The sequence below is a fragment of the Wolbachia endosymbiont of Drosophila mauritiana genome (assembly GCF_004795975.1).
Classification (GTDB): Bacteria; Pseudomonadota; Alphaproteobacteria; order Rickettsiales; family Anaplasmataceae; genus Wolbachia.
This window is the reverse complement of the sequence record NZ_CP034335.1, coordinates 843,581-867,805: the sequence shown is the minus strand read 5'-3', so window position 1 is coordinate 867,805 and position 24,225 is coordinate 843,581. Positions and strand designations below refer to the sequence as shown.

General features: G+C 33.5%; 14 protein-coding genes and 6 pseudogenes. 12 read left to right on the top strand and 8 right to left on the bottom strand.

The window, feature by feature from the left end; translation table 11 throughout:
• Positions 1-6: 6 nt before the first annotated feature.
• The 4 genes from EJB00_RS04205 to EJB00_RS04190 are packed head-to-tail and all read right to left on the bottom strand — an operon-like array spanning position 7 to position 4,775.
• Positions 7-2,013 carry an AAA family ATPase gene (locus tag EJB00_RS04205; protein WP_015587753.1) on the bottom strand — a complete coding sequence of 669 codons (2,007 nt, stop codon included), beginning with the start codon at positions 2,011-2,013 and terminating at the stop codon, positions 7-9.
• 15 nt (positions 2,014-2,028) lie between these two features.
• Positions 2,029-3,255: an AAA family ATPase gene (locus EJB00_RS04200; protein WP_135352744.1), complete on the bottom strand. Its 1,227-nt coding sequence runs from the start codon at positions 3,253-3,255 to the stop codon at positions 2,029-2,031.
• Entirely contained in the window at positions 3,252-3,740 is a 489-nt protein-coding gene (locus EJB00_RS04195) for a hypothetical protein (protein ID WP_015587751.1), read from the bottom strand. Before EJB00_RS04195 ends, EJB00_RS04200 begins: the two co-directional genes overlap by 4 nt.
• Positions 3,741-3,755: 15 nt before the next feature.
• The gene (locus EJB00_RS04190; protein ID WP_135352749.1) at positions 3,756-4,775 is read right to left on the bottom strand and encodes an IS110 family RNA-guided transposase; all 1,020 of its coding nucleotides are present in this window, start codon (positions 4,773-4,775) and stop codon (positions 3,756-3,758) included.
• A 263-nt stretch (positions 4,776-5,038) separates the two neighbouring features.
• On the opposite strand from EJB00_RS04190, the pseudogene EJB00_RS04185 reads away from it, so the two are divergent.
• The 6 genes and pseudogenes from EJB00_RS04185 to EJB00_RS04155 form a co-directional block, all read left to right on the top strand.
• A pseudogene (locus EJB00_RS04185) lies at positions 5,039-5,584 on the top strand (PDDEXK nuclease domain-containing protein); the annotation flags it as partial.
• The gene (locus EJB00_RS04180; RefSeq protein WP_015588417.1) at positions 5,584-6,990 is read left to right on the top strand and encodes a phage portal protein; all 1,407 of its coding nucleotides are present in this window, start codon (positions 5,584-5,586) and stop codon (positions 6,988-6,990) included. The pseudogene EJB00_RS04185 and the gene EJB00_RS04180, both read left to right, overlap by 1 nt.
• Positions 6,991-7,013: 23 nt before the next feature.
• Positions 7,014-7,928, top strand: coding sequence for a S49 family peptidase (locus tag EJB00_RS04175; RefSeq protein WP_225416246.1), 915 nt, complete (start codon positions 7,014-7,016; stop codon positions 7,926-7,928).
• A complete protein-coding gene (locus EJB00_RS04165) occupies positions 7,829-9,925 on the top strand; it encodes an ankyrin repeat domain-containing protein (RefSeq protein WP_225416326.1) in 2,097 nt (698 codons plus the stop codon). Before EJB00_RS04175 ends, EJB00_RS04165 begins: the two co-directional genes overlap by 100 nt.
• Positions 9,926-10,561: 636 nt before the next feature.
• Complete coding sequence (locus EJB00_RS04160; protein WP_135352780.1) at positions 10,562-16,444, top strand: ankyrin repeat domain-containing protein; 5,883 nt, start codon at positions 10,562-10,564, stop codon at positions 16,442-16,444.
• A 332-nt stretch (positions 16,445-16,776) separates the two neighbouring features.
• A complete protein-coding gene (locus tag EJB00_RS04155) occupies positions 16,777-17,082 on the top strand; it encodes an ankyrin repeat domain-containing protein (RefSeq protein ID WP_051063883.1) in 306 nt (101 codons plus the stop codon).
• Here the strand turns inward: EJB00_RS04155 and EJB00_RS04150 are convergent.
• A pseudogene (locus tag EJB00_RS04150) lies at positions 16,997-17,239 on the bottom strand (PD-(D/E)XK nuclease family transposase); the annotation flags it as partial. The gene EJB00_RS04155 and the pseudogene EJB00_RS04150 sit on opposite strands and share 86 nt — an antisense overlap.
• A 206-nt stretch (positions 17,240-17,445) precedes the next feature.
• On the opposite strand from EJB00_RS04150, the pseudogene EJB00_RS04145 reads away from it, so the two are divergent.
• Both EJB00_RS04145 and EJB00_RS04140 read left to right on the top strand, forming a co-directional pair.
• Positions 17,446-17,741, top strand: a pseudogene (locus tag EJB00_RS04145) (ATP-binding protein); the annotation flags it as partial.
• Positions 17,742-17,871: 130 nt separating this feature from the next.
• Positions 17,872-18,145: pseudogene (locus EJB00_RS04140) on the top strand (DDE-type integrase/transposase/recombinase); the annotation flags it as partial.
• A gap of 288 nt (positions 18,146-18,433) precedes the next feature.
• Here EJB00_RS04140 and prfA read toward each other — a convergent pair.
• Entirely contained in the window at positions 18,434-19,525 is a 1,092-nt protein-coding gene (prfA, locus tag EJB00_RS04135) for a peptide chain release factor 1 (protein WP_135352696.1), read from the bottom strand.
• A gap of 110 nt (positions 19,526-19,635) precedes the next feature.
• Between prfA and yihA the strand changes: the two genes are divergently transcribed.
• Positions 19,636-20,232, top strand: coding sequence for a ribosome biogenesis GTP-binding protein YihA/YsxC (yihA, locus tag EJB00_RS04130; protein ID WP_369800724.1), 597 nt, complete (start codon positions 19,636-19,638; stop codon positions 20,230-20,232).
• Positions 20,207-21,145, top strand: a complete 939-nt coding sequence (gene argB, locus EJB00_RS04125; RefSeq protein ID WP_225416244.1) for an acetylglutamate kinase — start codon at positions 20,207-20,209, stop codon at positions 21,143-21,145. The genes yihA and argB overlap by 26 nt, the downstream gene beginning before the upstream one ends.
• 155 nt (positions 21,146-21,300) lie before the next feature.
• Here argB and EJB00_RS04120 read toward each other — a convergent pair.
• Positions 21,301-21,958, bottom strand: a pseudogene (locus tag EJB00_RS04120) (IS6 family transposase).
• A gap of 73 nt (positions 21,959-22,031) precedes the next feature.
• On the bottom strand, positions 22,032-22,286 hold the full coding sequence (locus tag EJB00_RS04115; protein WP_225416243.1) for an MFS transporter: 255 nt from the start codon (positions 22,284-22,286) through the stop codon (positions 22,032-22,034).
• Between the two features lie 16 nt (positions 22,287-22,302).
• Between EJB00_RS04115 and EJB00_RS04110 the strand changes: the two are divergent.
• Both EJB00_RS04110 and EJB00_RS04105 read left to right on the top strand, forming a co-directional pair.
• Positions 22,303-22,859, top strand: a pseudogene (locus EJB00_RS04110) (GNAT family N-acetyltransferase).
• A gap of 253 nt (positions 22,860-23,112) precedes the next feature.
• Complete coding sequence (locus EJB00_RS04105) at positions 23,113-24,042, top strand: AEC family transporter (RefSeq protein ID WP_015588425.1); 930 nt, start codon at positions 23,113-23,115, stop codon at positions 24,040-24,042.
• Positions 24,043-24,225: the final 183 nt, after the last annotated feature.

The following is a 24,225-nucleotide window of genomic DNA, read 5'->3' as shown; positions in this document are numbered from 1 at the left end:
CTGATTTTAAAAATTTTCAGCTCCATGAGTAAATTTTCCAACTCCACGTGCAAATGGTCCTGTTTTTACATCAAGCCATTTATCTTCTTTTGAACCATTAGCCATTCCTTTAACTATTTGCTTTGCTTGTAAAAGCTCTTGAACTATACGCTCTAGTCTATCTCTTCCCATACTATGAAAAACTTCAGGCAGTCTATGTCGTTGTTTATGTATTCCTGCACTTCCTGTATGAGTAAATGGATGCCCTGAAATAGCAGCTCGTGCAATTGAATCAATAAGATATATTTTAAGATCTTTATCGCTAATATTTTGAGCTTTTAATTGTTCAGTGATGTCTTCTAATAGCCCTGTTTCTTCATTTCTCAGATAAGTACGTACAGTACGATCAGCCAGGCCATTTGCCTTAACAACAGCTCCATAAAATAAAGCATTTTGTCTTGGGATTTTTCCAATTGATCTAAAAATCATTGGTTTAGTTATATCCTCAACAGGCCAAAAAGCAAAAGAACACCTGACTCCATTTACGAGAGCAGAAGTGCCTCGAATAGCATCTCGTGCTTGCTCTACTGTTGATATAGGCTTTTCTCCCTTCAGCTTTCTCATATGATGTGCAGTAATTATTGAAGCTCCAGTGCTACATGCTAAATCAGATAATAAACACATGAGATAATCCCCTACTGCTGGATCAGCATTTAAATCTGCATGAATGAAAGAAGCAAGGGGATCAAATATAATGAGCTTTAAATCCTTTATTCTGCTCAGCTGCTTCATTACAGACTCAAATTCTGGAGATATTTCTACAACTTTACCGCGAACATTCTTAAGTATGGTAAATGATCCTCCTATATTTGGCAGTGGTACAATAAATAGCCTATCTTTATATTTTAATCTCTCGCATTTTGGATCAAGTCGTTCTAAGCGACGATGTATTTCATTTGTATCATCCTCTGCGGAAAATACCACCACAGACCCATGTTCAGTAACAGGTGGGCCAAATCCACACACCTGGTCTATGCTACTTGCAACCTTGAGGGCTAGGTCAAGAAGAAGCATACCTTTGCCTGTATCACCCATTGCAGCCAAAATAGATGTGACACCCAAAGGAAATAATCCTTCAACAAGAAATTTTTGTTTTGGTACAGGTCCTACAAAACGCTCTACACTCCAGCTAAAAATATCAAGCGGTGGTTTAATAATTATTTTTCTTGAGTTTTTTTCGATAAATTCTTCAATATTTATTCCCTCTAACACACAATCAGCAGCATCCCAACTCCTTGGTTTATTCGGTGGAATCTTAAGCGTAGCAAGTGATGCAACACCAAGTTCTAAAAGTCTCTTTTCAGCGTTTTTGGCATATTTATTACCTGCTTCATCATTGTCCGGCCAAATGATAACATGTTTACCTCTAAGCGGAGTCCAATCTGTTCTATCAATAGGCGCATTTGCTCCAAACATCGCAGTTGTAGCTGTAATTCCTTTCTCTATAAGTGCTTCTGCGCATTTTTCTCCTTCTACAAGAACAACTTTATCGGACCTTAAAATACCCGGAATGTTGTAGAGTGGCCTTATCTCTGGCTCTTTGAATCTTTGTTTTTTAACATCAAATGGTTTAAACTGTTTTTTCTCTAAAGGAGGGTCATAACGGTAGACTATTACGATTAGTTGGTTATTTTCATCGTAGTAGTTCCAACTACAAGTTAAGTATTGTTCTAAATTTCTCTGTTCTTTGAAGTTGGTTTTTCCAAGCCATTCACTTATTGAGAGCATTACTTCAGGAAATTCTGTTTTCGCATTCTTCCCGTGTACTGTTGCCCAAAGGTCAATAATGTCACCACCTTCTCCTGTTGCAAAATCTTTCCATAATCCGGCTCTTTCACCTGTTAACTCTATTACAGTGCTTTTGCCTTTGTTACCCTGTACATCACCTACATAAAACTTATCGCCACGAAATGTTCCTCTTGGTAGTAGGTGAAAAAGACAAGATCTGATGTTTTGCAGAAGCTGAGTTTTCACGTTTTTGCAGACAAATTAAGCCGTAGCTATAACTTTAGAGTTCCGCCAACGCCCATTTACTCTGCTAATAAATTTTGCTGGTATTGATTTGCCGTTTCTTAGCTCATATACTACTTGCAAGATATTTGCACGTTTATTTGGTTGAAACATTACCATACCAGACGTGTAAAAACTTCTTAAAGCATTAGCACCAATTAAAGCTTGAAAAGGACTTTTTGCTAATGTAGCTGTTGATACTTTTCTGGTATGACGTGTAATAATTATTCCAGCCATAGGATTAATTATAGAACGTAGTTTTTCTATTCTACTTTGCAGGCCAGAAAATATATTTTCATAGTCAATCGAATCCAAGACGATAAGATCTATCGTTTTAAATTTTTCCCCTATGATCTCTTTTATTCTCTCTATACCTTCATCATTTAAAGTTAATCTCATCTTTGTAGTAATGATCAAGTTTTCTTCTGCTAGATTTGGTAGCCTTTGATTAGTTATGATTTGTTGTATGCGTTCCCTGATATAATTGTACTCCATCTCATTTTGCAGATAGACTATTTTTAGTGGCCTTGCTGACTTCATCTTAAGAAACGACACTCCTGCTGCAAGATGTGCAAGCAAAGAGAGAAGAAAATAACTTTTGCCAACCTTTGGAGTACCACCAATGACTAAAAGACCACCTGGAGTGAGAATTCGTGGAGCTATTATATCTTCTGGTATTGGTGATTGATCACTTAAGTACTGCTTTACAGAAAATATTTTTTCTTCTCTTTTCCCCTCTTTTTTTTCTCCACTCTTTGATTTTTTATTGAGCCACTTTCTAGCAGAATATATATCACCCTTAATTAAAATCCAAAGATCAATAATATCACCACCAGTTCCTTCAGTAAAATTACGCCAATCACCAGCTTCCTTACCTACTATTTTAACTGTAATTGTATTTCGATTTAAGTTTCCAATATAAGTTTTTTCTCGGTAAAACTCACCATTTGGAAGTAGGTAAGAAACACACTCCTTGATATTATCAATTAATAATGCTTTTATCTTTTCTTGCTTTTGAGACATAAAACTCCCATACATACTTTTCACACGTTTAAAGTTGAGATTAGCTAGATCGCAAACAGTTTCGAAAGATTCTGAATTCAGCCAATTAATTGCTTCTTCTCTTAGCTTTGGGTTTTTTCCTACTGCGTCCTGAATACCTCTAGTAACGACAGCAGACCAAAGCTTTTCCTCGTCGTACTTCAAAATGGTACTCTGTCAATTTCATAATTTTTGCGGTATTCTGGAGTAACTACCGAGGCAATTTTGTTCTTCTCTCCATATTCATCAGTTATAACACCTACCTTTACTGTAAACTCTAAGCCATTTAATTCTGCAACTGAATTTAACTTACGAGCAAGGATTGCATTTTCTGAGTTATCATGTGGATGAATGTCACGTGCCGATTCCAAGATACTGCGAAGCATAGAACGACCCATTTCTCCCCAAGTATCTTCTGCTTTACTACTTTTAATACCAATTATTTGATAAATTTTGTGCTTTGCGTATGGGCCTTCAATAACGGTAAATTCTGTATTTAAATAAATGCTACCGGTAGTGGGGCTTTTAGTAAACCAATGCTCATAACCTCCAGGCTTGATTGTCATTTTTACCTTTACTATTGTACCTTTTGGTATCAATCTACTTTGCGGTTTTACAGTGTTAAAATCAGTTAATAGGTTTTGTAACATATATCACTCCTATGATTATTGTCCAGTAGAAATTTCAAATTTTGTAAAATCTTTAAAAACCCAGTTATTTTTAAGAGTGTAGAGAATAGTTATAAGAAATTTTCTAGCAGTAGCAGTTATAGCCTTAGCAGAACCACGCTTCTTTTTTATATGTTCATAAAAGCTTTTCAAGTAAGGACTGTAACGTACAGCAATCCAAGTACATTGAACTAAAGAAGTACGCGCTATTTTTGACCCTCGTTTGGTAATTCTTCCAATTGTACATTGCTGATTAGATTGAGAAACTCTTGGTACAACTCCAAAATATGCAGTAAGTTTCTCAGGTCTACGGAAATCATTAATGTCTCCAATTGTTACAATAAAAACAGCTGCAGAAATTGGACCTATTCCCTTTATGCTGATAAGATTGCTGAACCCAGGAAGTTGTTTAGCGAAAGCTATAATTTCCTTTTCAAGCTTTTTAAGGCTTTCTCGGATAGCTTCTAAATGATAGCTAATCACTTCAATTTCAACTTTTTCTAAAGGATCCCAATTATGCTTTTGAGTAGCACGTTCAAATCCTACTTTAGTTGTAAGTACTTCTTTTTTAATTTTTATTCCATGGTAATTAAAAAGACCATGAACTTTATTGATTAAAGATACCCGTGACTTTACTAACTGATCTCTCGTTTGAAGAAGAGAAGCTAACTGCTGGCATTGTTTGTTTTTGCACCTTGCCTCAGGCAACATATCTTTGCTGAGAAAGAAAGCAATAGCTCGTGCATCATGCTTATCTGTTTTGTTCACAGAGCGACGAACAACTTCAAACTGCCCAGGAGCAATTATTACTATGCATTTAACGTAAGGTGAAACTGCATCATAAAAGAAACAGCTATTACCTGTTGCTTCTATGGCTACTTCATCTGTTTCTTGAAGATCTTTGGTGAAATTATCCAAGTCTTTTAAGCGAAACGTTTGAATATGCTCAGGTTTCCCTTCCTGTAAGTAACAAGCAGTAAAACTATTGGTATGTAAATCAACTCCAATGTGACGCATATTTTTTCCTCCAATTGCATATTTCAATATATCAGAGTAGAATATTGCCAGTTGTTCCAAACTCCTATACGAGGTCATCACATCACATTTTGTGAGCCTCACGATGATTTTCGGTGGCAGGGGCAGTTAATCTCTCCTACGAAGTCTTCTTTCTATTCTTCATATAAGAGCAGAAAGTGCTTCAGAAAAATATCCAACCTGCCACCTAGTCCACTCTGAGAAGTTATTATCTTCTCTTGCTTACAACCAAGCAATACTTATTCATACCATCTCCCCAGTCAGATTTAGCACATTATACATTAAAAGATCCATATATTTTTGATTTTTTAAGTATAGGAAAGGATGCTCATGAAAGAGAAGTAGAAAAAGGGCTTGTAGGACATGTAGAGAAGTTTTTGCTTGAGCTAGGGGAAGGATTTGCGTTTGTTGGTAGACAATTTCATTTAGATGTTGGCGATGACGATTTCTACATAGATTTATTGTTTTATCACTTGAAGCTACGTTGTTTTGTGGTGATTGAATTGAAAGATAAAAAATTTAAACCTGAATATGCAGGAAAAATGAATTTTTATCTTTCAGCCGTTGATGATTTACTGAAGCACGAGACTGATCAACCATCCATAGGATTAATTTTATGTAAATCTAAAAATGATGTACTAGCAAAATACACTCTAAAGGATATGACCAAACCGATAGGTCTTGCAGAATATCGAATTACTGAAAACCTACCAGAGGAGATAAAAACAGCGCTACCAACAATAGAAGAGCTAGAGGCTGAGTTATCCAAAGTTTCAGATAAGGAAAAGTGATGCTACTTAAGTCATTTAAACAACTATTTAACAAGCCAAAAATCAAAAGCTCAGCCTGGGATGCAGCAGGCTCAGGAAGAAGATTTTTACACTTTCAACCAGAGTTAGGAAGTATAAACAATTTGCTGTCTCAAAACCTTGAAACTTTACGTAGTCGATCACGTGACATGGTAAGAAAAAATCCATATGCAGCAAATATCATTGATACGATAGTGAGTAATTCTATTGGAACAGGAATAAAACCACAATCAAAAGCAAGAGATGGAGAATTTCGAAAGAAGGTGCAAGAATTATGGCTAAAATGGACAGATGAAGCAGATAGCTGTGGAATAAGTGATTTTTACGGATTACAAGCTCTGGTATGCAGAAGTATGATAGAGGGAGGAGAATGTTTTGTACGTTTAAGAACGAGAAAGCTAGAGGATAGATTTTCTGTACCATTACAACTGCAAGTACTAGAATCAGAGCATTTGGACAATAAAACAAATCAAACTTTAGGAAATGGTAATGTAATAAGAAACGGGATTGAGTTCAATAGACTTGGGCAAAGAGAGGCATATTACTTATTTAGAGAACATCCAGGCGAAGGCTCATTTGGCGAATCAGTGAGAGTACCGGCAAATGATGTTTTACATATTTATAGACCTTTAAGACCTGGGCAAATTAGAGGAGAGCCATGGCTTTCTAATATACTGCTAAAGCTTTATGAACTTGATCAATACGATGATGCAGAATTAGTGAGAAAAAAGACAGCAGCGATGTTTGCAGGGTTTATTACGAGACTTGATCCAGAAGCAAATATTTTAGGAGAAGGTGAAAGTAATGAGCAAGGAGTAGCATTATCAGGTTTAGAGCCAGGAACAATGCAGCTTTTAGACCCAGGAGAAGACATAAAATTTTCAGAACCGTCTGATGTAGGAGGAAGTTATGAAGCATTCATGAGACAGCAACTGAGGGCAATAGCAATAGGCACAGGAATAACATACGAGCAACTAACAGGAGATTTAACCGGTGTTAATTATTCATCAATCAGAGCTGGATTAATAGAGTTTCGCAGAAGGTGCGCAATGTTACAGCATAACGTGATAGTGTTCCAGTTTTGTAGACCTATTTGGAATAGATGGCTAGAGTTAGCAGTACTTTGTGGAGAACTCTGTATAGATGAAAAAGTAGTAAAAGCAGCGAAAGAAGAAGTAAAATGGATACCACAGGGATTTGATTGGGTGGATCCACTGAAAGACCAGCAAGCACAGCAAATGGCAGTAAGGAATGGATTTAAGAGTCGATCGGAAGTAGTATCAGAAATGGGTTATGATGTAGAAGAAATTGACCAAGAAATAGCAGAAGATCAAAAGCGAGCTAATTCTTTTGGACTTTGTTTCGATTGTGACGTTAATGTGCCATAAAATACAATAAGGGGAGGAAGGTGATGTGGATAAATAAACCAATAATGGTAGAGAGAAGAAGTTTTGAACTACTATCATTATATAACAGCAAACAACCTATCTTTAAGAATTTAAAGCATTTTCATATAAATCCAAAAGGAATAGCAATAATACGTATTTATGGAGTTTTGACAAAAAAAACAGAAGCTTTTGATCATATTTTAGACATGACTTCGTATGAAAATATTCATGAAGAGATAGAGAGTGCTTTAGAAGATAAAAGCATAGAGACGATTCTACTTGACATAGACAGTCCAGGAGGGGAAGTAAACGGTGTCTTTGACCTAGCTGATTTTATTTATGAATCAAGAGCAAAAAAGAGAATTATTGCAATAGCAAATGATGATGCATATTCTGCTGCGTACGCTATAGCCTCTAGCGCTGAAAAGATTTTTCTCACCCGCACTTCAGGAATTGGGAGTATAGGAGTAATAGCAAGTCATATAGATCAAAGTGGATTTGACAAAAAACAGGGAATAAAATATACTACAATATTTGCTGGTAGTCGGAAGAATGATTTAAATCCGCATGAGCCAATGACGTCTGAAAGTTTAGAAAGCTTACAAAAAGAAGTAGGAAGACTATATGAAATGTTTTTGCAGCTAATAGCAAGAAACAGAGGTCTTTCAATTGAAAAGATTCGATCAACAGAAGCAGGTATATATTTTGGCGAGAAAGCAGTAGAAATAGGTCTTGCAGATGGAGTTACAACATTTTTTGAATTTATCAATAATCATAGGAGAGAAACATTAAATCTATTGTCGAGGATGTATATGAGTATCTTCAAGACACAAAAAGTTTGTTTGTTTTCGATGATGCTATTAGTTATAAGGAGATTGAAAATTTTTTGCCATCAAGCTTTCCTGTTTTTTCTAATAGAGAAAAACCTTACGTTTTAATTACTTCTTCTAACAAGGATGGGAAAAAAGAAATAGAAGATATAGAAGAAATAAAGTTGGGTAATTTTAAAAAAGGAGAAGCCGAGGAATTTATTCGAAAAACCTTAGGGGAAGATGAATCACAAGATAAATTTATATCAGAGTTAATAGAAGAACTTAATTATTTTCCATTAGATTTGAAAGTAGCAATATCATGCATTAAATCAAAAGGGCTTAGTATTAGAGAATATCTGGAGGAATATAGAGTAGCTCAGCAATCAAAAACTGATTTTTTGGAGACACAAGTTGTTAATAAAAAATCTTTTAAAGCTTTGAAGGTTAACATTGATAAAATAAAAGAAGAAAAAAATGTTGGACAGCAAGCATATGTTATTTTAGTATTCATGGCTTACCTGGACCCTAATCAAATTAATACAAAAGAAATTTTTTTCAAGGGGGAATCAAAAGAAAATCAACAAAGGGTTTTGAATGCACTTGATCTACTTAATCAGTTCTCATTGATTGGATTAGAGAAAGGGATAGCAAAAATTCATCAAGAAGTACAAAAAATGATAAGGTTAGAGCAAAGAAAAGAAAAAAGAGAAGAAGAATTTTTAAGAAAAATAATGACATCATTGATGGATAATAACTGTAAAAATGTAAGCCATATCATATCCATTTGGAATTATGCAAGTGAATATAAAAAGTTAGTTAATGAATTTATTGAATCTGATTATTATGGAATGAATATCTTACATTTTCTGGCCATAGATGATAGTGAAGAAGTTATTAAGCTTATATTCGAGAATGTAGATCTAAGTAAATTAAGTAAAATTGTTAATATCGGTGATAAAGATGGATCTACTCCTTTAGAATATGCTGTTATATATGGTCACTTAGCGTTAGTTAAATACTTTATAGGAAAAGGGGCTAATTTTAAGGTAAGTGATGACCCGAGCCTTACCCTTTTAGACTGTGCTGCTCTCCATAATCGACTAGAAATAGTTAGGTATTTTATTGATAACGAACATTTTCAGTTTGATAGTACTGTTTTATACTATGCTATTGAAAATAATTGCTTAGAGGTCGTTAGATACTTTATAGAGGAAGAAGAGATTTGTATAAATTCAAAGGACGGAGAAGGTAAAGGTTATTTGCACTATGCTGTTGAACATAATTCCTTAGAGATTTTTGAGTACCTTCTAGCGTACGGGGCTACAGTAGATTTACAGGATGAGAATGGTATAACTCCTTTGCATTTTGCTGCTAAAAATGGTAGATTAAGCATGCTTAAATCCCTTATAGAGAAAAAAGCTGTAATAGAGGTACTGAACAAAGATAATATGACTCCTTTGCATTTTGCTGCTATATATGGTTACCTAGGAATTGTTCACTACCTTGTAGTTTATGGAGCTGGTATAAATCTACAGGATAAGAATGGTATGACTCCTTTGCATTTTGCTGCTATGTATGGTTACCTAGGAATTGTTCGCTATCTTGTAGAGCATGGAGCTGATATAAATTTACAGAATGAAGATCATATGACTCCTTTGCACTTTGCTGATATATATGGTCACTCAAGCACTGTTCGCTACCTTGTAATGAATAACGTTAATACGAATCTAGAGGATATTAGTAATAATATTTCTCGGAACTACGATGTTAAGTTTTGTTGCTACGACAGCGCTAGGTGCCTTTTTTCTTTAGAACAAGGAGCTAATGTGAAACTTGAACTCAACGATGATTTGTACCATTATACTACCAATTATTACCCAAGTAGTATTTGTTGCTATCAACCTCAATCTACTGTGTGCTCAGCTCCATACTTAAAAATGCAATCACATGAAAGACACCTAAAAGCATTTGATGAATACACTACTAAAAAAAGAAAATTAGAAAATATAAGTGAAGCATTGCAATTTGAAGATAAAAGCACGGTTAACTTAACTCATAGGTCACCTATATCTTCATTTAACAGCGTCTCTGTACAACCTGCAAACAAGGACTTAAGACTATAATTTTACAGTAAGCTATTTAATTTTATGAGGGGAATTTCAAAAAAACAGAGAAATAAAGTAATAAATTGATATAAATTCGCGTAGAACAAGTGGTAGACCATACGATCTCAAAATAAAATCTTCTTACAATAGCTGGTTTTGGGTTCTGGAAATGGCTGTGTCGTTTAGGTTTTTAGTGATGTGTGAGATTAAGTGGGTATTAATTTATTTAAAAGTAGAAAGAGTACATTAAAGTAAAAAAATAGAAGTATTTTTGCAAGCACTGGCTTTAGTTTAAAAAATACAAACTAAACTAAAATGCTAAAACATGAAAAAAGTTCTTGTTCTGCTAGATTTCTTTAGCTATAGTGGAGTTTAACATAATAAATACATGAGGTATTGAGTCAGATGCATTGTATTATGTACATCATTCAGAAAGCAATCCTGACTTTTTTAAGAATATATCTAGTTTAGTCAGAAATCAAAAGAAAAGCACACTGTTACTCAGCAATCAAAGTTACTTAGGATTACCGTAAGGTTTCTACAGCAAATTGATTTGGTATAGCTGCATAAGAATCAAATGTTGAAACCAATCTTGAGAAAAGAGGTTTACGACAAAACAATTCAAATATGAACATTAAAATTATAGGGGGCTTTATGTTAGGTAAAGAAAATACAGGAGAACAAGTAGCAGATAATCAATCTAGGTTAATAAGAATGCAAAAAGAAGACGCACCGCTATCTAGTAGTCAGCAAATATTACAGCTGCCGGAAGGTTTTACAATAGAGAAAGCAATTGGAGGAGGGGATTGTTTCTTTCACGCAGTTGCACAAGGACTTAAGCAATTAAAACCTGAAATGAACTTTACTGTGAAGTCTTTGAGGGAAGTTTGTAGGAAGCAAGCTTTAAGTAGTCAAGAAATGAAAAAAAAGATTATAGCAGATGCTAGAAACCGTGGAGATTCTAAAGTAGTACTTCCAGAGCCTGGTATTGATGATGATGAATTATGGAAAACTTATTTGATTTATATAGAATACAGTATTGAAGATATAGAAAAAATGCAGAGGGATAATAAGGACGTGTTTTCATCATTAACTGGTTTAAAGTATGGAAGTACGTTGCAGATTCCTATATGGGGTAGGCCTGAAATTGAGGGAAGAATGATTTGTAATGAATATAATGAATATAATGTTAAGCTGCATGTTATTGAAGATCTTTCCATGTCAGGGTGTCTTATTGATGGGTTAGCATCCAAACCTGTGAGTACAGATTATAATGACAAAGATACTATACATATAATAAATAAAGGAGGTGCGCATTTTGAACCAATCTTGAGGAAGCAAATATTACCTCATTCTGACCTAACTCAAATTCAGAGTATGTTGAAAGAACTGTCCTTGGAGCAAATATATGAAGAACTTATTGATACTATAGAGGACTGTAGTCTTTTAGAAATGGAAAAGCTTGAAAAGCTAAAAGTTTTTTTTAGAGCACATCCAAGGTTGGATGTTAATTTTCAGGTTAATCAACGTGGTGATACACTGTTACATATTGCTGTTCGTAATGACGAGTTAGAAATTATCAGGTTTCTATTGAGAAAAAAAGCTAACGCTAATGTTTTAAACATGGAGGGTAAGACTTCCATAGACATCGCTAGAAGTAATAACAGGAAGGGCATTGCTAAGATACTGCAACCACTTGTTTCGTATAAAAGAATTGATGTTCCAGGAGATGGTAGTTGCCTATTTTGGTCTGCTGCTTTAGCTTATTTAACTCCTGTAAAATTTGACAATAATGAATTCTGCAAGAGATTTTACAAATTATTTGGAGACGGCCATGATGTACAAATAATCCAAAGGCTAATCCAAGGTGATGTAGATATTTATCAAAATGACATGCTAAGGCGGTTAGTAGAGAAAGTATTTCGTGAAAGAGTTGTTAAAAAAATGCGTTCATTTCAAGAGGAATTGAAAGATGAGATCAGTATGACAGACTTTTTTGAGAGTAAAAATGAAAATTATATAACAAATGGTAGCTTTAAAGCAAAATTTCTTTCTGATTTTGGCTCTGAAATTGAAGTTGAGCAGCAGTATGGAATCAAGTCTAGTAAACTCCAGCCCAGCCACTTCAATAGTAAAGCAATAGATGACATTTGTATTGAACTTGAGAAGATAAATAACCCTAAAAAGGTTCAGAAATTTCAATTTGAAGCATATTTAGAATGTATGAGGAGTCCTAAAGCTTGGGGTGGTACATATGAGATAAAAGCAATGTCCCAGCTATTAGAAACTGCAATAACACTGTGTAAGGAAAATTCATTTGAAACTCATGGTGAACAGAGAAAATGTCATAATAAAATACGCTTGTCTTACGAGAATAGGAATCATTGTCAATTTTACAAAACAGAATATTCAAATTTAGTAAATTTTGTTCAGAGCTTTGTACAGTCATTTGAAATGAAGCTTATTATATATTCTACATTTAGAGAGATGATAAGAAGGGAAAAAGAAGTGCTTCCACAAGAAATAGCTAACAAAGATTTTGTACGAAGCATCTTTGGATTTCCAGTATGTGTAGGTGTCAGGACAATAAGTGGCGAGAGAGCATATAGGAGCAGAAGTTTTTCTTGTCTATCAGATTTAATAGAAACATTTGACAGTTGTAAGCTGATTTTTAGGAAAGTGTTAGTAGATGCTGGGTGTGATATTTTTCAAAGCTTTGAAGCACAACTTGAGAAAATTGGTTTTGATCAAGTTTCAAATGTGGTAGAGGATATTATGGATAAGATAATTCAATATTACATTCAAAAAGAATATGATAGGAGTGCAGATGGTGCAAGCATGGTTGAGGCTCTTGTTCTAGATAAATATTCACAGAAAATACATGGTAAAGTGGTGCAGTATGGAAAGAGAAATTATAACATCATAGATCTATGTGAAAATATTGGAATTGTAACAGAAAAAGAAGCCTCTCTTACCTATTATGAAAAAAGAGATAAATCTAGTCAGTATGGTTATCGTCGTCTTTTTATATACGAGAAGTTAAGAAAAGTGTATGATGAAGCAAAAACTACAAGTGCAGAATTTGAGGATTACGTATATACTTTAGATCAGCAAAACTTTGCAAACACTGTGGGAGAGGTGTTCTCTATTGTTAATGAAGAGATTCAAATACCAAGTAGAGAAAAATGGAATAATCTTTTAGGACAGGTTAGATCACATATTGAGAAAGAAGCAAAGTCTTTATTTAAGGAAAGCATGCTTTTTTATAAAAGAAGAAAAACAAGCCTACTCTGTCGTCAAAAATCCTTAATCACAGCAGAAAGTAAGCTCAGTAGGGAGCGAGATACGGCAAGAAGCATAATGAGGCTAAAAAAAGCTGAAAAAAGTTTTGAGTATGTGTCTTTAGTGGAAAGCAATCTAATAAAGTTACAAGATTTAGATTATTATTCCGAGCTAGAAAAAATATTTAAAAGCCGTGCTGAAGAAATTTTTCAAGAGTATAAGAAATCCTTTGAATTAGAGCATACTGACACAAAAGAGACTGAGGAATTTCCACTTAGTATAAAGGGAGTTAATCAATCTTTCTTTTCTATCAAAAAATTTAAGTCTAAATTTAAGAAACAGAAGCTTAAAGATGTATGTGCCACAGTAGATAACTTTACAGGAAGGCAGGAGCAAGTAAAAAAGATATGTCAAGAATTGCAAAAGATAGAAGGGACAGTGGTAGTAATAACTGGCAAACATGGCATGGGTAAAACTCAACTGGCTAGAAAGTGTGCTGAAAAAAGTAAAGAAAGTTATAGCCATATCTATGAGACAGAAGACAGCAACATGTTGTCTATAGAGAGGCGTTTTTCTTCTTTAACTCAAAGGAAGTTAGGTATGTGTATAGAAGAAACCAAATCACTAATAGGAAGTAAGAGATGTCTCATTATTTGTCATAATGCTAGAAGAGAAGACGTGGAAGAGATTATAAAGGTAGAGGATCGAGTAGGTTTTGATTTTTTATTCACTTCTCTTGATCAGCCTTGTAAAGGCGTAGTAGAAGTAGCTTTGGGCACTTTTGAAGAAGACCAAGCTGTACAACTTACTAAAAGAATTTTAGGAATAGTAGATAAATTACAAGACGAACAAATAAAAGTATTTGTAAAAAAGCTCGAAGGTTTTCCATTAGCCATAAGGCTGGCAGCAGCTTATATTAGAAATAGTAAGTTAAGTAATTTAGAAGAAGTATTTGGAATTTATGAATATTTAAAAAAATATGAAGATTTTGATCGGATAATTCCAAAAAACAACAAGCAGAGCAAATATGATAGGGTTGTATCAATAACGACGAGCATTTCCATGAAAGTAATGGAAGAGAAAAATGAAGGAGTACCTTTTAGGTGTTTGAGAGTTATGGCTCATTTGGGTAACAGCTACATTAACCCAGATATGTTTTCAGTTTTGGTTGAACTAGAATCTACTTTCAAATTGATGGAAAATTATTCTCTGCTTGATATAGAAATGATAGGCGAAAAAAAAATGTATGTTATGCATAAATCGATAAAAGAAGCCATACGTTCGCAAATCGCTGAAGATCAAAAGGAGGATATACTGCTAACTGCTGTAGAAATATTTGAAGATGAATTTAGCAATTTGTTGGAAGAAACTGATACTTTGCATCTTATCGCCTTAGTTGATCACCTTGGAAACTATAACACTTTTAGAGAAGAAGAGCCTTTTATGATTAGATCTATCACGCGTTTACATTTAGAGGGCGAGTATAAGGAAGTTGTCGGGCTTTCAACAAGAATACTGCCGGTTATTGCATCTTCAACGGAAAATTCTTTAAAAATTAGATATTTACGTGCCCTTGCGTTAGTTGCATTAGAAGATTGCTCAGGGTTAAAAGAGCTTTTTAAACTCAGAGAAAGCAGCTACAGGAGTTATTTTGAGCAAATGCTCCTAGATCATTTTATAGTTATTACTTACACCATAGAAGAGAAGTATGATTGTGCATTAGATTATTTACGAAGTTGTGCTTCTCTACTTTCTATAAGTGATAGCTTATCAAGTAGATTGGCGACTCTATCAATTGATTTGGCTAGAATATTTGTAATGAAGGGAGAATATCTATGTGCATTTACGGTATTGTACTACGTTGAACACTTTAAGGTAGAATTTAATTCTACAGAAAAAGATGCTTTCTATCAAGATTTTTTTAAAAATCATGACCTATTGTATTTTTCATATCTTAAATACACCCGGACCTTAGCGGAATTTTATAGCATTCAAGATGAAAAATACTTCTATCTTACAACGACATCATCACATATTAACTTACATAAATTGAATTCGTCGATTTTACAAGAGAGTTTGCTCGATATTCTAAAATACCAAAAACAAAGTCAATTTCTACTTAGAAGTCCTTTTATTGAAAAGATGAGAAGTATAAAAGACAAAAAAAATCTATTAGATGAAGTGTTAACGGAGTTCAACGACTTGATTAGCTCAGGTGAGTTGTATGAAAGCAATCATATAGGTTTTTATAAAAATCTTATACAATTATCTGTTGGGTATAACTATCTTGGAAAAAAAGAGGCATCACAAGAGCTTCAAAACTGGCAAGAGTTACAGGAGAAAAGAATAGGGTTAAATCATCTTAGCACTACACAAGAAATGTCTATTGAAAGTGAAAGAAAAAAATATTTAGAAAAGGAAATAGAGAAAAAATCATTTTTTCCACAACCCGAAGTAGTTGATTTTGCTGTTGGTAATACTTTTAATGCTATTCTGAACATTCTCAGGTATGAAGATATTGTAAATCTTCATGGTAGAAATAGTATAAACCTTTTACACTATACTGGTGTCACTGCTAGCTCAGATATTATTGAATACCTTACAGATAAATGGGCTAATGTGAATCGAAAATTCAGTGGTCTCTTAAATATTGTTCCTAGCCTTTTAGAGCGAGAAGATTGCATAAATCTACGAGATAGTCATGGTAGGGGTTTTCTGCACTATGCTGTTATTGCTGGTCACCTAAATATTGTTAAATACTTTGTAGAAAAAGGAGCTAATGTAAATCTACAGGATAGAAATGGTATTAGTCCTCTACACTACGCTTTTATCGCTAGTCGCTTAGATATTATTGAATACCTTTTAGAGCGAGGGGCTACTATGAATCTAGAATATAAAGATCTTTTGCTTTATTGTATTGCTATTCATAGCCAAAAAGCGCAATCAATTATGTCCTCAGGCCCTTGTTCTTCAGACTTAAAAGTGCAATCACATAAGAAACGACATAAGACAACTATACATTTAGATAAGTCTAAGAAAAGGAGATTAGAGAATACAAGTGCAACATCTCAGGAAAATACGCCTAATATACAACTGCTTCAAGGTAACATACCAGACATATCAATGCAATTTGAAGATCTTAATCATAGAATGCAAGGTGACATTTGTAATAAGTTAGAGAAAAAAGTTAGTAATCAATTGGAAAATAGTGATTCACAGAAGTTAGTTGACAATAGGTATTGGTGCATACAATAAAATGAAGAAGCATAAGTAATAAGGTATCTGTATCTTCATTTAACAGAATGGCGGTAGACCATAAGATTCCAAGAAAAACAGTTCTCACGCTTGCTGGTTTTGGTTGCTGGAATGGTTATATTATTGAAGTCGTTAGTAGTAACAAAAGTATAGAGTTACTCCAAAAAAATTGAAATTATAGGTTGATAAATTTTACAAACAAAGTATTACCTTAATCACCTTATAAAATAATTGATTCTTTATGTATGGAAAATATTGTGACTATTATATTTGGTGTAAGTAGTATGCTATATTGAGTATTCTCAAAGTTTGATTCTTATTGAGGTATACATATGACTCTAAACAATAATAATTTATTAATTAGTTCTGCAAGGGAAGGTGATCTTAGCAAGGTTGAAAAGTTTCTTGAGAAGGGAGCGGATATTGATGCTAAAGACAATGATGGCTATACTGCTCTACACTTAGCTGCAAAGTATGGTCATTTAAATGTAGCAGAAAAGCTCTTAGAAAAAGGAGCTAGCTTTGATATTAAGACCAATAGAGGCTATGCCCCTCTGCAATATACCTATTTCCATATGAATCCTTGCAAAGAACATCAACGATGCTTTTTTTATCAGAAGCAATCTCAGGATTCATGATAGTGCTGAGGAACTCAACATCTTCTATAGTGTTAACCCCAGTAAAGCCTAAGATATCGTTGAGGAAGTGGATAAGGATATTCTTATTTTTCTCAGTGCCAAACACTCGTTTAAAGGACAGGTCAAATTTTGGATCGAGAAACTTTGAAAGAGCCATGAGAAAGTAAGATAAAAAGCATTAATAATTATACACAATTGTGTAAAAATATTCAACTAAAATTCAAACATAGATCCACATGAGATAACATTTCGGACTGGGTTTTTACAACTATTTCTGTTTTTAAATTAGTTAAGACACCTAATAGAGAACTTGATTTGCATTGATATTCAAGCTATATCCTGATCAGACTGAGAGTTGGAAATATGGCAATAATTCTTTTAGATACAAAAACAATAAACCGTATAGCAGCGGGAGAGGTAATAGAGAGGCCAGCAAAAGGAATTAGTAGAAAATGCAATAGATGCTAGAGATAGAGATCAAAATAGAAAGTGGTGGGCGTAATCTTATAACTGTAACAGAAGATGGAAATGGAATAGAAAAGGAAGATTTGGAACTTGCGTTTATGCGCCACGCTACTTCAAAATTAAGCGATGGTGAGTTAATAGAAATCAAGCACCTTGGGTTTAGAGGAGAAGCTTTGCCTTCAATTGCAGCAGTAAGATAACATCGCTGAAAAGCTAAATCCTTTGAAATATGGCAATAATTTTTGATTGATACGAAACATCTTTGCTTTATTTTTAGACAATTATATCATTCTTCTTTCTACTTCCTTACAAATGCGACAGAACCTTGATAAAAGCGACAGTAATACTGCTGCTCTTGATGATTTGAATGCAGAAATTTCTGAAGATTACAGTTCTTCAAATAAAATATCTAAATAATATTGTTGATAGGTTTATCAAGAAGCGAATAAAGCCTATGCTTAGTTTTAAAAATTTTCATTCCGCAAAGATTACTATTACAGGTATAGAAAATATTCGCATGATTCAGAAAAAACAAATTATCGGAGCTAATGACAATGTTTCTACTTTTGAGAATTTTGCTATGTTAATGGCTCTATAACTCCTATAATCTCAGCTTTAATGATCTTCTTTTCTATGGTTTATAGATGCGACAGAACCAGATTTCCTACACCTTTTAGCAGGTCTATAGTTGAATTTGGATGTTCTATGAGCAGCAACAAATAAATGTAACTTGCCTTTTTCTATATGATGCTATTAACCGAATAGGTATTCGCTTGACGTTTCCATATCTTTGTTATCATTAGTAATACTAAAGGGAAAACTAAATTATGAACAACTAACTTTACTTCTTTTTAACCTGATACCTATGCTTTGTTTCAAATTTCCATCAAAAAGTAACATTACCCCCTCCAGCCAACCTTTCTGCTTCATTTCGTGAAATCAATGCCTCAATCAATTCATCTAGTTCACCTTCTTTTATAATCTGTTCTAATCGATGTGAAGTGAGATTAATTCTATGATCTGTTATTCTTGATTGTGGAAAGTTATAAGTTCTTATACGTTCAGAGCGATCTCCAGAACCAATTTGGCTTTTCCTCATTGTTGACCTTTCCATTTCTTTTTTTTGTCTTTCAATTTCGTATAGCCTTGCTCTCAACACTTTGAGCGCTTTAGCCTTATTTTTGTGCTGCGATTTTTCATCTTGCTGTATTACGACTATCCCTGTTGGCAAGTGGGTGACCCTTACTGCGCTGTCAGTTGTATTCACTGATTGCCCTCCAGGACCACTGGATCTATAAACATCTATGCGTAAATCTTTTTCTTCTATTTCAAAGTCAACCTCTTCTACTTCAGGTAATATTGCAACAGTAGCTGCGGAAGTGTGCAATCTTCCTGAAGATTCAGTTTCTGGCACTCTTTGTACTCTGTGCACCCCTGACTCAAATTTCAGTCTTGCAAAAACTTCTGTTCCATTAATGAGTGCAGAAGCTTCCTTATAGCCACCTATACCTGTATTGGAAATACTTATTGGCTCAAACTTCCAATTTCTTCTTTCTGCATATTTTTGATACATACGAAATAAAATCGCTGCAAATAATGCCGCTTCTTCTCCGCCTGTGCCTGCCCTAATTTCTAATATTGCATTTCTTGAGTCATCTTCATCTTTGGGTAATAATGCCAACTTTAGTTTTGCTTTTACTTTCGGTAATAGTATCTTTTGCTTCTCAAGAAGTTCTTCTTTTGCTAACTCTTTTATATCACCATCGCTGTTCTCATCTTTCATGATTTCTTCTAAATCTGAAATTTCCTCTTTTAATATATTATATTCATTGATTATCTCGATAATTGGTCTGAGTTCAGAGTATTCCTTTGAAAAACTAACGAATTCTTTTTGACTCAAATTGGTAGGGTTTTCCAGATTTCTCTCTACATCAGAAAACTTTTTTTTTAAGTCTTGTAAATTATTCTCTATATCCATATAGTACAGGTCTAGTTTTCAGCTGTTTAAGTAAGTAATATATACTGAAATAAAAAATTTCTTATATCAAGCAATAACACTATAATTGTCTCGAATATTTCTACCTAAGTATAATGGCAAAACAGATAACATCAATCTGCAGCTTCATATTTGGAGCTTCAGACAAAAAATCATTACCAGATGAGTCGGCTCCAGAGATTGCATTTGCTGGTAGATCAAACGTAGGAAAATCGAGTTTAATCAACTTGCTGATAAACACCAAAAAAGCTGCAAGAGTTTCTTCTAAACCTGGATGCACTAGACAAATAAATTTTTACTCTATGTACAATGATAAGTTTAGGATTGTCGACCTACCGGGTTATGGCTATTCTTTTGCAAGCAAGGAAGAAGCAGTACAATACTTAAACCTAATTGAGTACTATCTAATTCACAGGAGAAATCTAAAAAGAGTGTTTGTGCTTATAGATAGCAAGGTAGGATTAAAAGAAATAGACAAAGACTTTATTTATTGGTTAATATGTAATAGTATTAACTTTAATATTGTGCTAACAAAAATAGATAAAGTGAGTCAGGAAAGTCTAGATGCTATTCTAGAAAATACTCAAAAGTGGGTTAATAATGAACATGTGTCAATTCATCAAATAAGCATTCGTGTTAAGCATAAAATCACCAAGGTAAGAGATGAGTTTTTCAAATTTACAAGATAAAAAAATGAAAAGTGATGAATCTTTAAATGGTAAGATGCCATTGAAGGAAAAAACAGAAATATTATTTGAAATTCTGTCTAACATACCTAAATTTGTAGGCGAAACTTTTATCATCAAATGCAGCAGTGTAATAATCTCAGATGAAACGCTGCTTAGTGCTTTTGCGCATAATGTTGTTCTGTTGAAACAGCTTGGTATAAATCCGGTGGTAGTTCATGACGGAGAATATGAAATTAACTCAGTGTTAAAAATGCTAGGTATGAATGATAAGTTTATAAATGGTGTCAGACTTACAGACAAAAGCACTATGAAAATCATTGAAATGGCACTATGTGGTTCAATTAATAAAAAAATTGTTCAGCATATAAATTCTGCTGGTGGTTCAGCTATTGGACTATGTGGAAAAGATGGCAACCTCATAAAAGCTGAAAAGATAAGCACTACGCTTAGGGAAAATAGATTAAATAATATTGAAAAAATACTAGATATGGGATTTATCGGTAGACCAACTGAAATCAATACTGATATATTATTCTTTATTGAAGAATCAGATTCTATACCAGTTATTGCACCTATCGGTTATGGAAAAAATGGAGAAACATATCATATTGATACTGATAGCACTGCAAGTGCAATTGCACTTGCAGTTTACGCATCTAAAATGATAATCTTGAGTGATACAGATGAAGAAATAAACAAAGTTGGCAATAGAAGAGTCTTGATTAAAAATTTAAAAGAATCGATTGATTGTGGAAAAATTAAAGGAGAAAAATTTGTTGAAAGGCTTATGTCATATACTAAAATGGTGGAAGAATGTGCAGGGGTTGTTCACATAGTTGATGGTAGAGTACCTAACATTATACTTGATTTATTTACTGAGAATAATTCAGGTATATCAATAATGGATGATTAATAGCTGTACTGCTTATAACCATATGAACATTGAAAATTTGGGAATATCTTATGTCAAATTCCTATTCTCTTTTCCAGTTTTTAGGGGTTTTTTTCCGGTTCTGTCGCATCTATAAACCATAGAAAAGAAGATCATTAAAGCTGAGATTATAGGAGTTATAGAGCCATTAACATAGCAAAATTCTCAAAAGTAGAAACATTGTCATTAGCTCCGATAATTTGTTTTTTCTGAATCATGCGAATATTTTCTATACCTGTAATAGTAATCTTTGCGGAATGAAAATTTTTAAAACTAAGCATAGGCTTTATTCGCTTCTTGATAAACCTATCAACAATATTATTTAGATATTTTATTTGAAGAACTGTAATCTTCAGAAATTTCTGCATTCAAATCATCAAGAGCAGCAGTATTACTGCCGCTTTTATCAATGACAATTTTCTCAGGAAGATAGTTACTCCTGAAGGCTTTACGAAAGAATGCAAGTGCTGCAGACTTGTCTCTACTAACACACAAGAGGAAGTCTACAGTATTACCAATAGTGCTCTATATAAATAAACCCATTTACCGTTTAATTTAATGTAGGTCTCTCCAACTACTACCAACCTGCTTCTTTCTTTTCCTTACTGCCTAATCTATCAGTGGTAATAAACCACTTTGTAACGTAGCATGGTCAATTTTTGCTCCCCTTATACTCATAATTTCTTCCAAATCTCGATAGCTCAAAGAGAATCGACATTTCATGTATACAGATAACATCGCTGAAAAGCTAAATCCTTTGAAGTATGGCAATAATTTTTGATTGATACGAAACATCTTTGCTTTATTTTTAGACAATTATATCATTCTTCTTTCTACTTCCCTACAAATGCGACAGAACCGAAGTTTGTCAGTAACTGCCAGTTCTTTTCTCTTGAATGATGCAACAAAGCCTCATAATTCTCCTTCTGCCATAACATTCGGATAATGGACCAAAAAACAACCCTCCTATGCAAATGCCTAAAAAATTATAAGCAATAGTTAATTGAATTGTGCCTTCCGGTACGTTAAAATAGCGTACTATATCAGGAAAACTAGGTACAGAAATATCAATTTCAATGAACTTAGAAATTAGAGATAGAATTAATAAAAACGGTAGTAACACTTAAAATCTTTAATTAATGAATAAAAATATCACATTTAAAGCGTTGAAAGAAGAACATTTTTTACTATTATTAAAATGGGTAGAAACGTCCCATATAAAGAAGTGGTGGGATGCGGATATAAATTGGACACCAGAGTTAATTGAGAAAAAATATAGCAACTATGTTAAAGGATTCAAACGTTTGAAATCTAAGACACAAATTATTGAAAAACCGATGCACGCATTCATTATTAATTGTGATAGAGTTGATATTGGTTATATTCAATATTACAACAAACATGATTTCCCACCTGAACAGGTCTATAACACTTTAGAACTTCCAGAAAGTTGTGCTGCTATAGACTGGTATATCGGAGAGCTGAATTATGTAGGTAAAGGAGTTGGTTCACAAGCTTTGAATATATTTTTAAACAAATTTGTCTTTAAAGTTTATGAGAATGCCTTTGTCGACCCAGGTATAGCAAATGTTTGTGCAATCCGTGTTTACGAAAAAGTTGGCTTTAAAAAATTATGGAAAGTAATAGTGCGATTTTAATGATTAAGGCAAGAATTCCTGAGAACCATTCAAGATGAGTGTTTTTTCAACAATCTACCTAAATTACTACAAGTGGTTTATAAAAATATACAAGGAGCTTTATACAAACTTAACATAATTTAATCATAAAAATATCATTATTAAGTCCTATATAAGAACAAATTTTGGCACTCAGTGAATCTTTTTTAACTAACTATGAACTTGATTAATTGGAAAATAAATTTTACTTACTTTTACAATACCTTAAAATCTAATATCACTTTATCAGCAAAGATATCACAATAAGCTAGTATGTTCTTTACTCTTTTCCTCAAAATATTACCTATTTACATTACAATACTTATTGGTTACTTAGCAGGAAGATATCTTAAAATTGATAGAAATACTATATCTCAAATACTCTTTTATATAGCTAATCCAATAGTGATTTTATACGGAGTATCTCATACAGAAGTTAATTTAAAAGTAATTTCTCTGCCGATTTTGATATGGTTTATAGGTAGTACTATGTCCTTATCAGTGTATTATCTTTCTTCTTTTTTATTTAAGGACAACACGAGAAACATATTAGCGTTTAGCTCGGGCAGCACAAGTATGGGTTATTTTGGTCTACCGATTGCCATGGCTTTATTTGATGAAGATTCAGTGTCTGTGTATGTTGTCTGTTACATAGGAATGGCACTATTTGAAAATAGCTTGGGATTTTATATAGCTGCAAATGGTATCTATACTGCAAAAGAATGCGTATTAAAGTTACTCAAACTTCCCTCATTATATGCAATGATTCTAGGTTTCTTTTTAAGTATATATGATATACAAATACCCACTTTTTTGACAGATGTTATGATAAATATCAGAAGTACATTTATCACATTAGGAATGGTGCTGCTTGGAGTAAGTATTGCACAAATTACAAATTTTAAAGTAGATTGGAAGCTTGCCTTGACCACTATTGTAGCAAAGTACATATTCTGGCCGTTATTTGTTTTGGGAATTGTCTTGCTAGACAAGCATGTTACAGGTATATACGATGAAAGCATCTATAAAGCACTGATGTTACTAGCTATTATTCCGATTTCTGGATCCAGTATAATACTTGCTAATATTTTAAATTACCAACCAGATAAAGCTACTTTATTGCTCTTAATTAGTACTGCAGTGGGACTATTTTATGTTCCACTTATAATATCATTATTTTTTACTAAACTTGTCCCTTTTTGATCAAAAATTTAAGCGCTAGGCCTATTCACAAAACTTGAATTTAGACTAGACTTCTTGGATAATCATAAAAGAAACTAATCCTTTTTTCCTCTCCTTTCTTATTTTTTCACACAGAATAGGAAGTTATCAATTGATAGAATTTTCGCAATAATGTCAATAGCAGTAAGATCTCCGGTTCTGTCG

What these genes read in the sequence shown, in the direction of transcription:
- EJB00_RS04155 (WP_051063883.1), top strand. Translation starts at nt 16,777, where the DNA reads ATGACTCTAAACAATAATAATTTATTAATTAGTTCTGCAAGGGAAGGT.
- EJB00_RS04190 (WP_135352749.1), bottom strand. Translation starts at nt 4,775, where the DNA reads ATGCGTCACATTGGAGTTGATTTACATACCAATAGTTTTACTGCTTGT.
- EJB00_RS04195 (WP_015587751.1), bottom strand. Translation starts at nt 3,740, where the DNA reads ATGTTACAAAACCTATTAACTGATTTTAACACTGTAAAACCGCAAAGT.
- EJB00_RS04160 (WP_135352780.1), top strand. Translation starts at nt 10,562, where the DNA reads ATGTTAGGTAAAGAAAATACAGGAGAACAAGTAGCAGATAATCAATCT.
- prfA (WP_135352696.1), bottom strand. Translation starts at nt 19,525, where the DNA reads ATGGATATAGAGAATAATTTACAAGACTTAAAAAAAAAGTTTTCTGAT.
- EJB00_RS04180 (WP_015588417.1), top strand. Translation starts at nt 5,584, where the DNA reads ATGCTACTTAAGTCATTTAAACAACTATTTAACAAGCCAAAAATCAAA.
- EJB00_RS04175 (WP_225416246.1), top strand. Translation starts at nt 7,014, where the DNA reads ATGTGGATAAATAAACCAATAATGGTAGAGAGAAGAAGTTTTGAACTA.
- argB (WP_225416244.1), top strand. Translation starts at nt 20,207, where the DNA reads ATGAGTTTTTCAAATTTACAAGATAAAAAAATGAAAAGTGATGAATCT.
- EJB00_RS04105 (WP_015588425.1), top strand. Translation starts at nt 23,113, where the DNA reads ATGTTCTTTACTCTTTTCCTCAAAATATTACCTATTTACATTACAATA.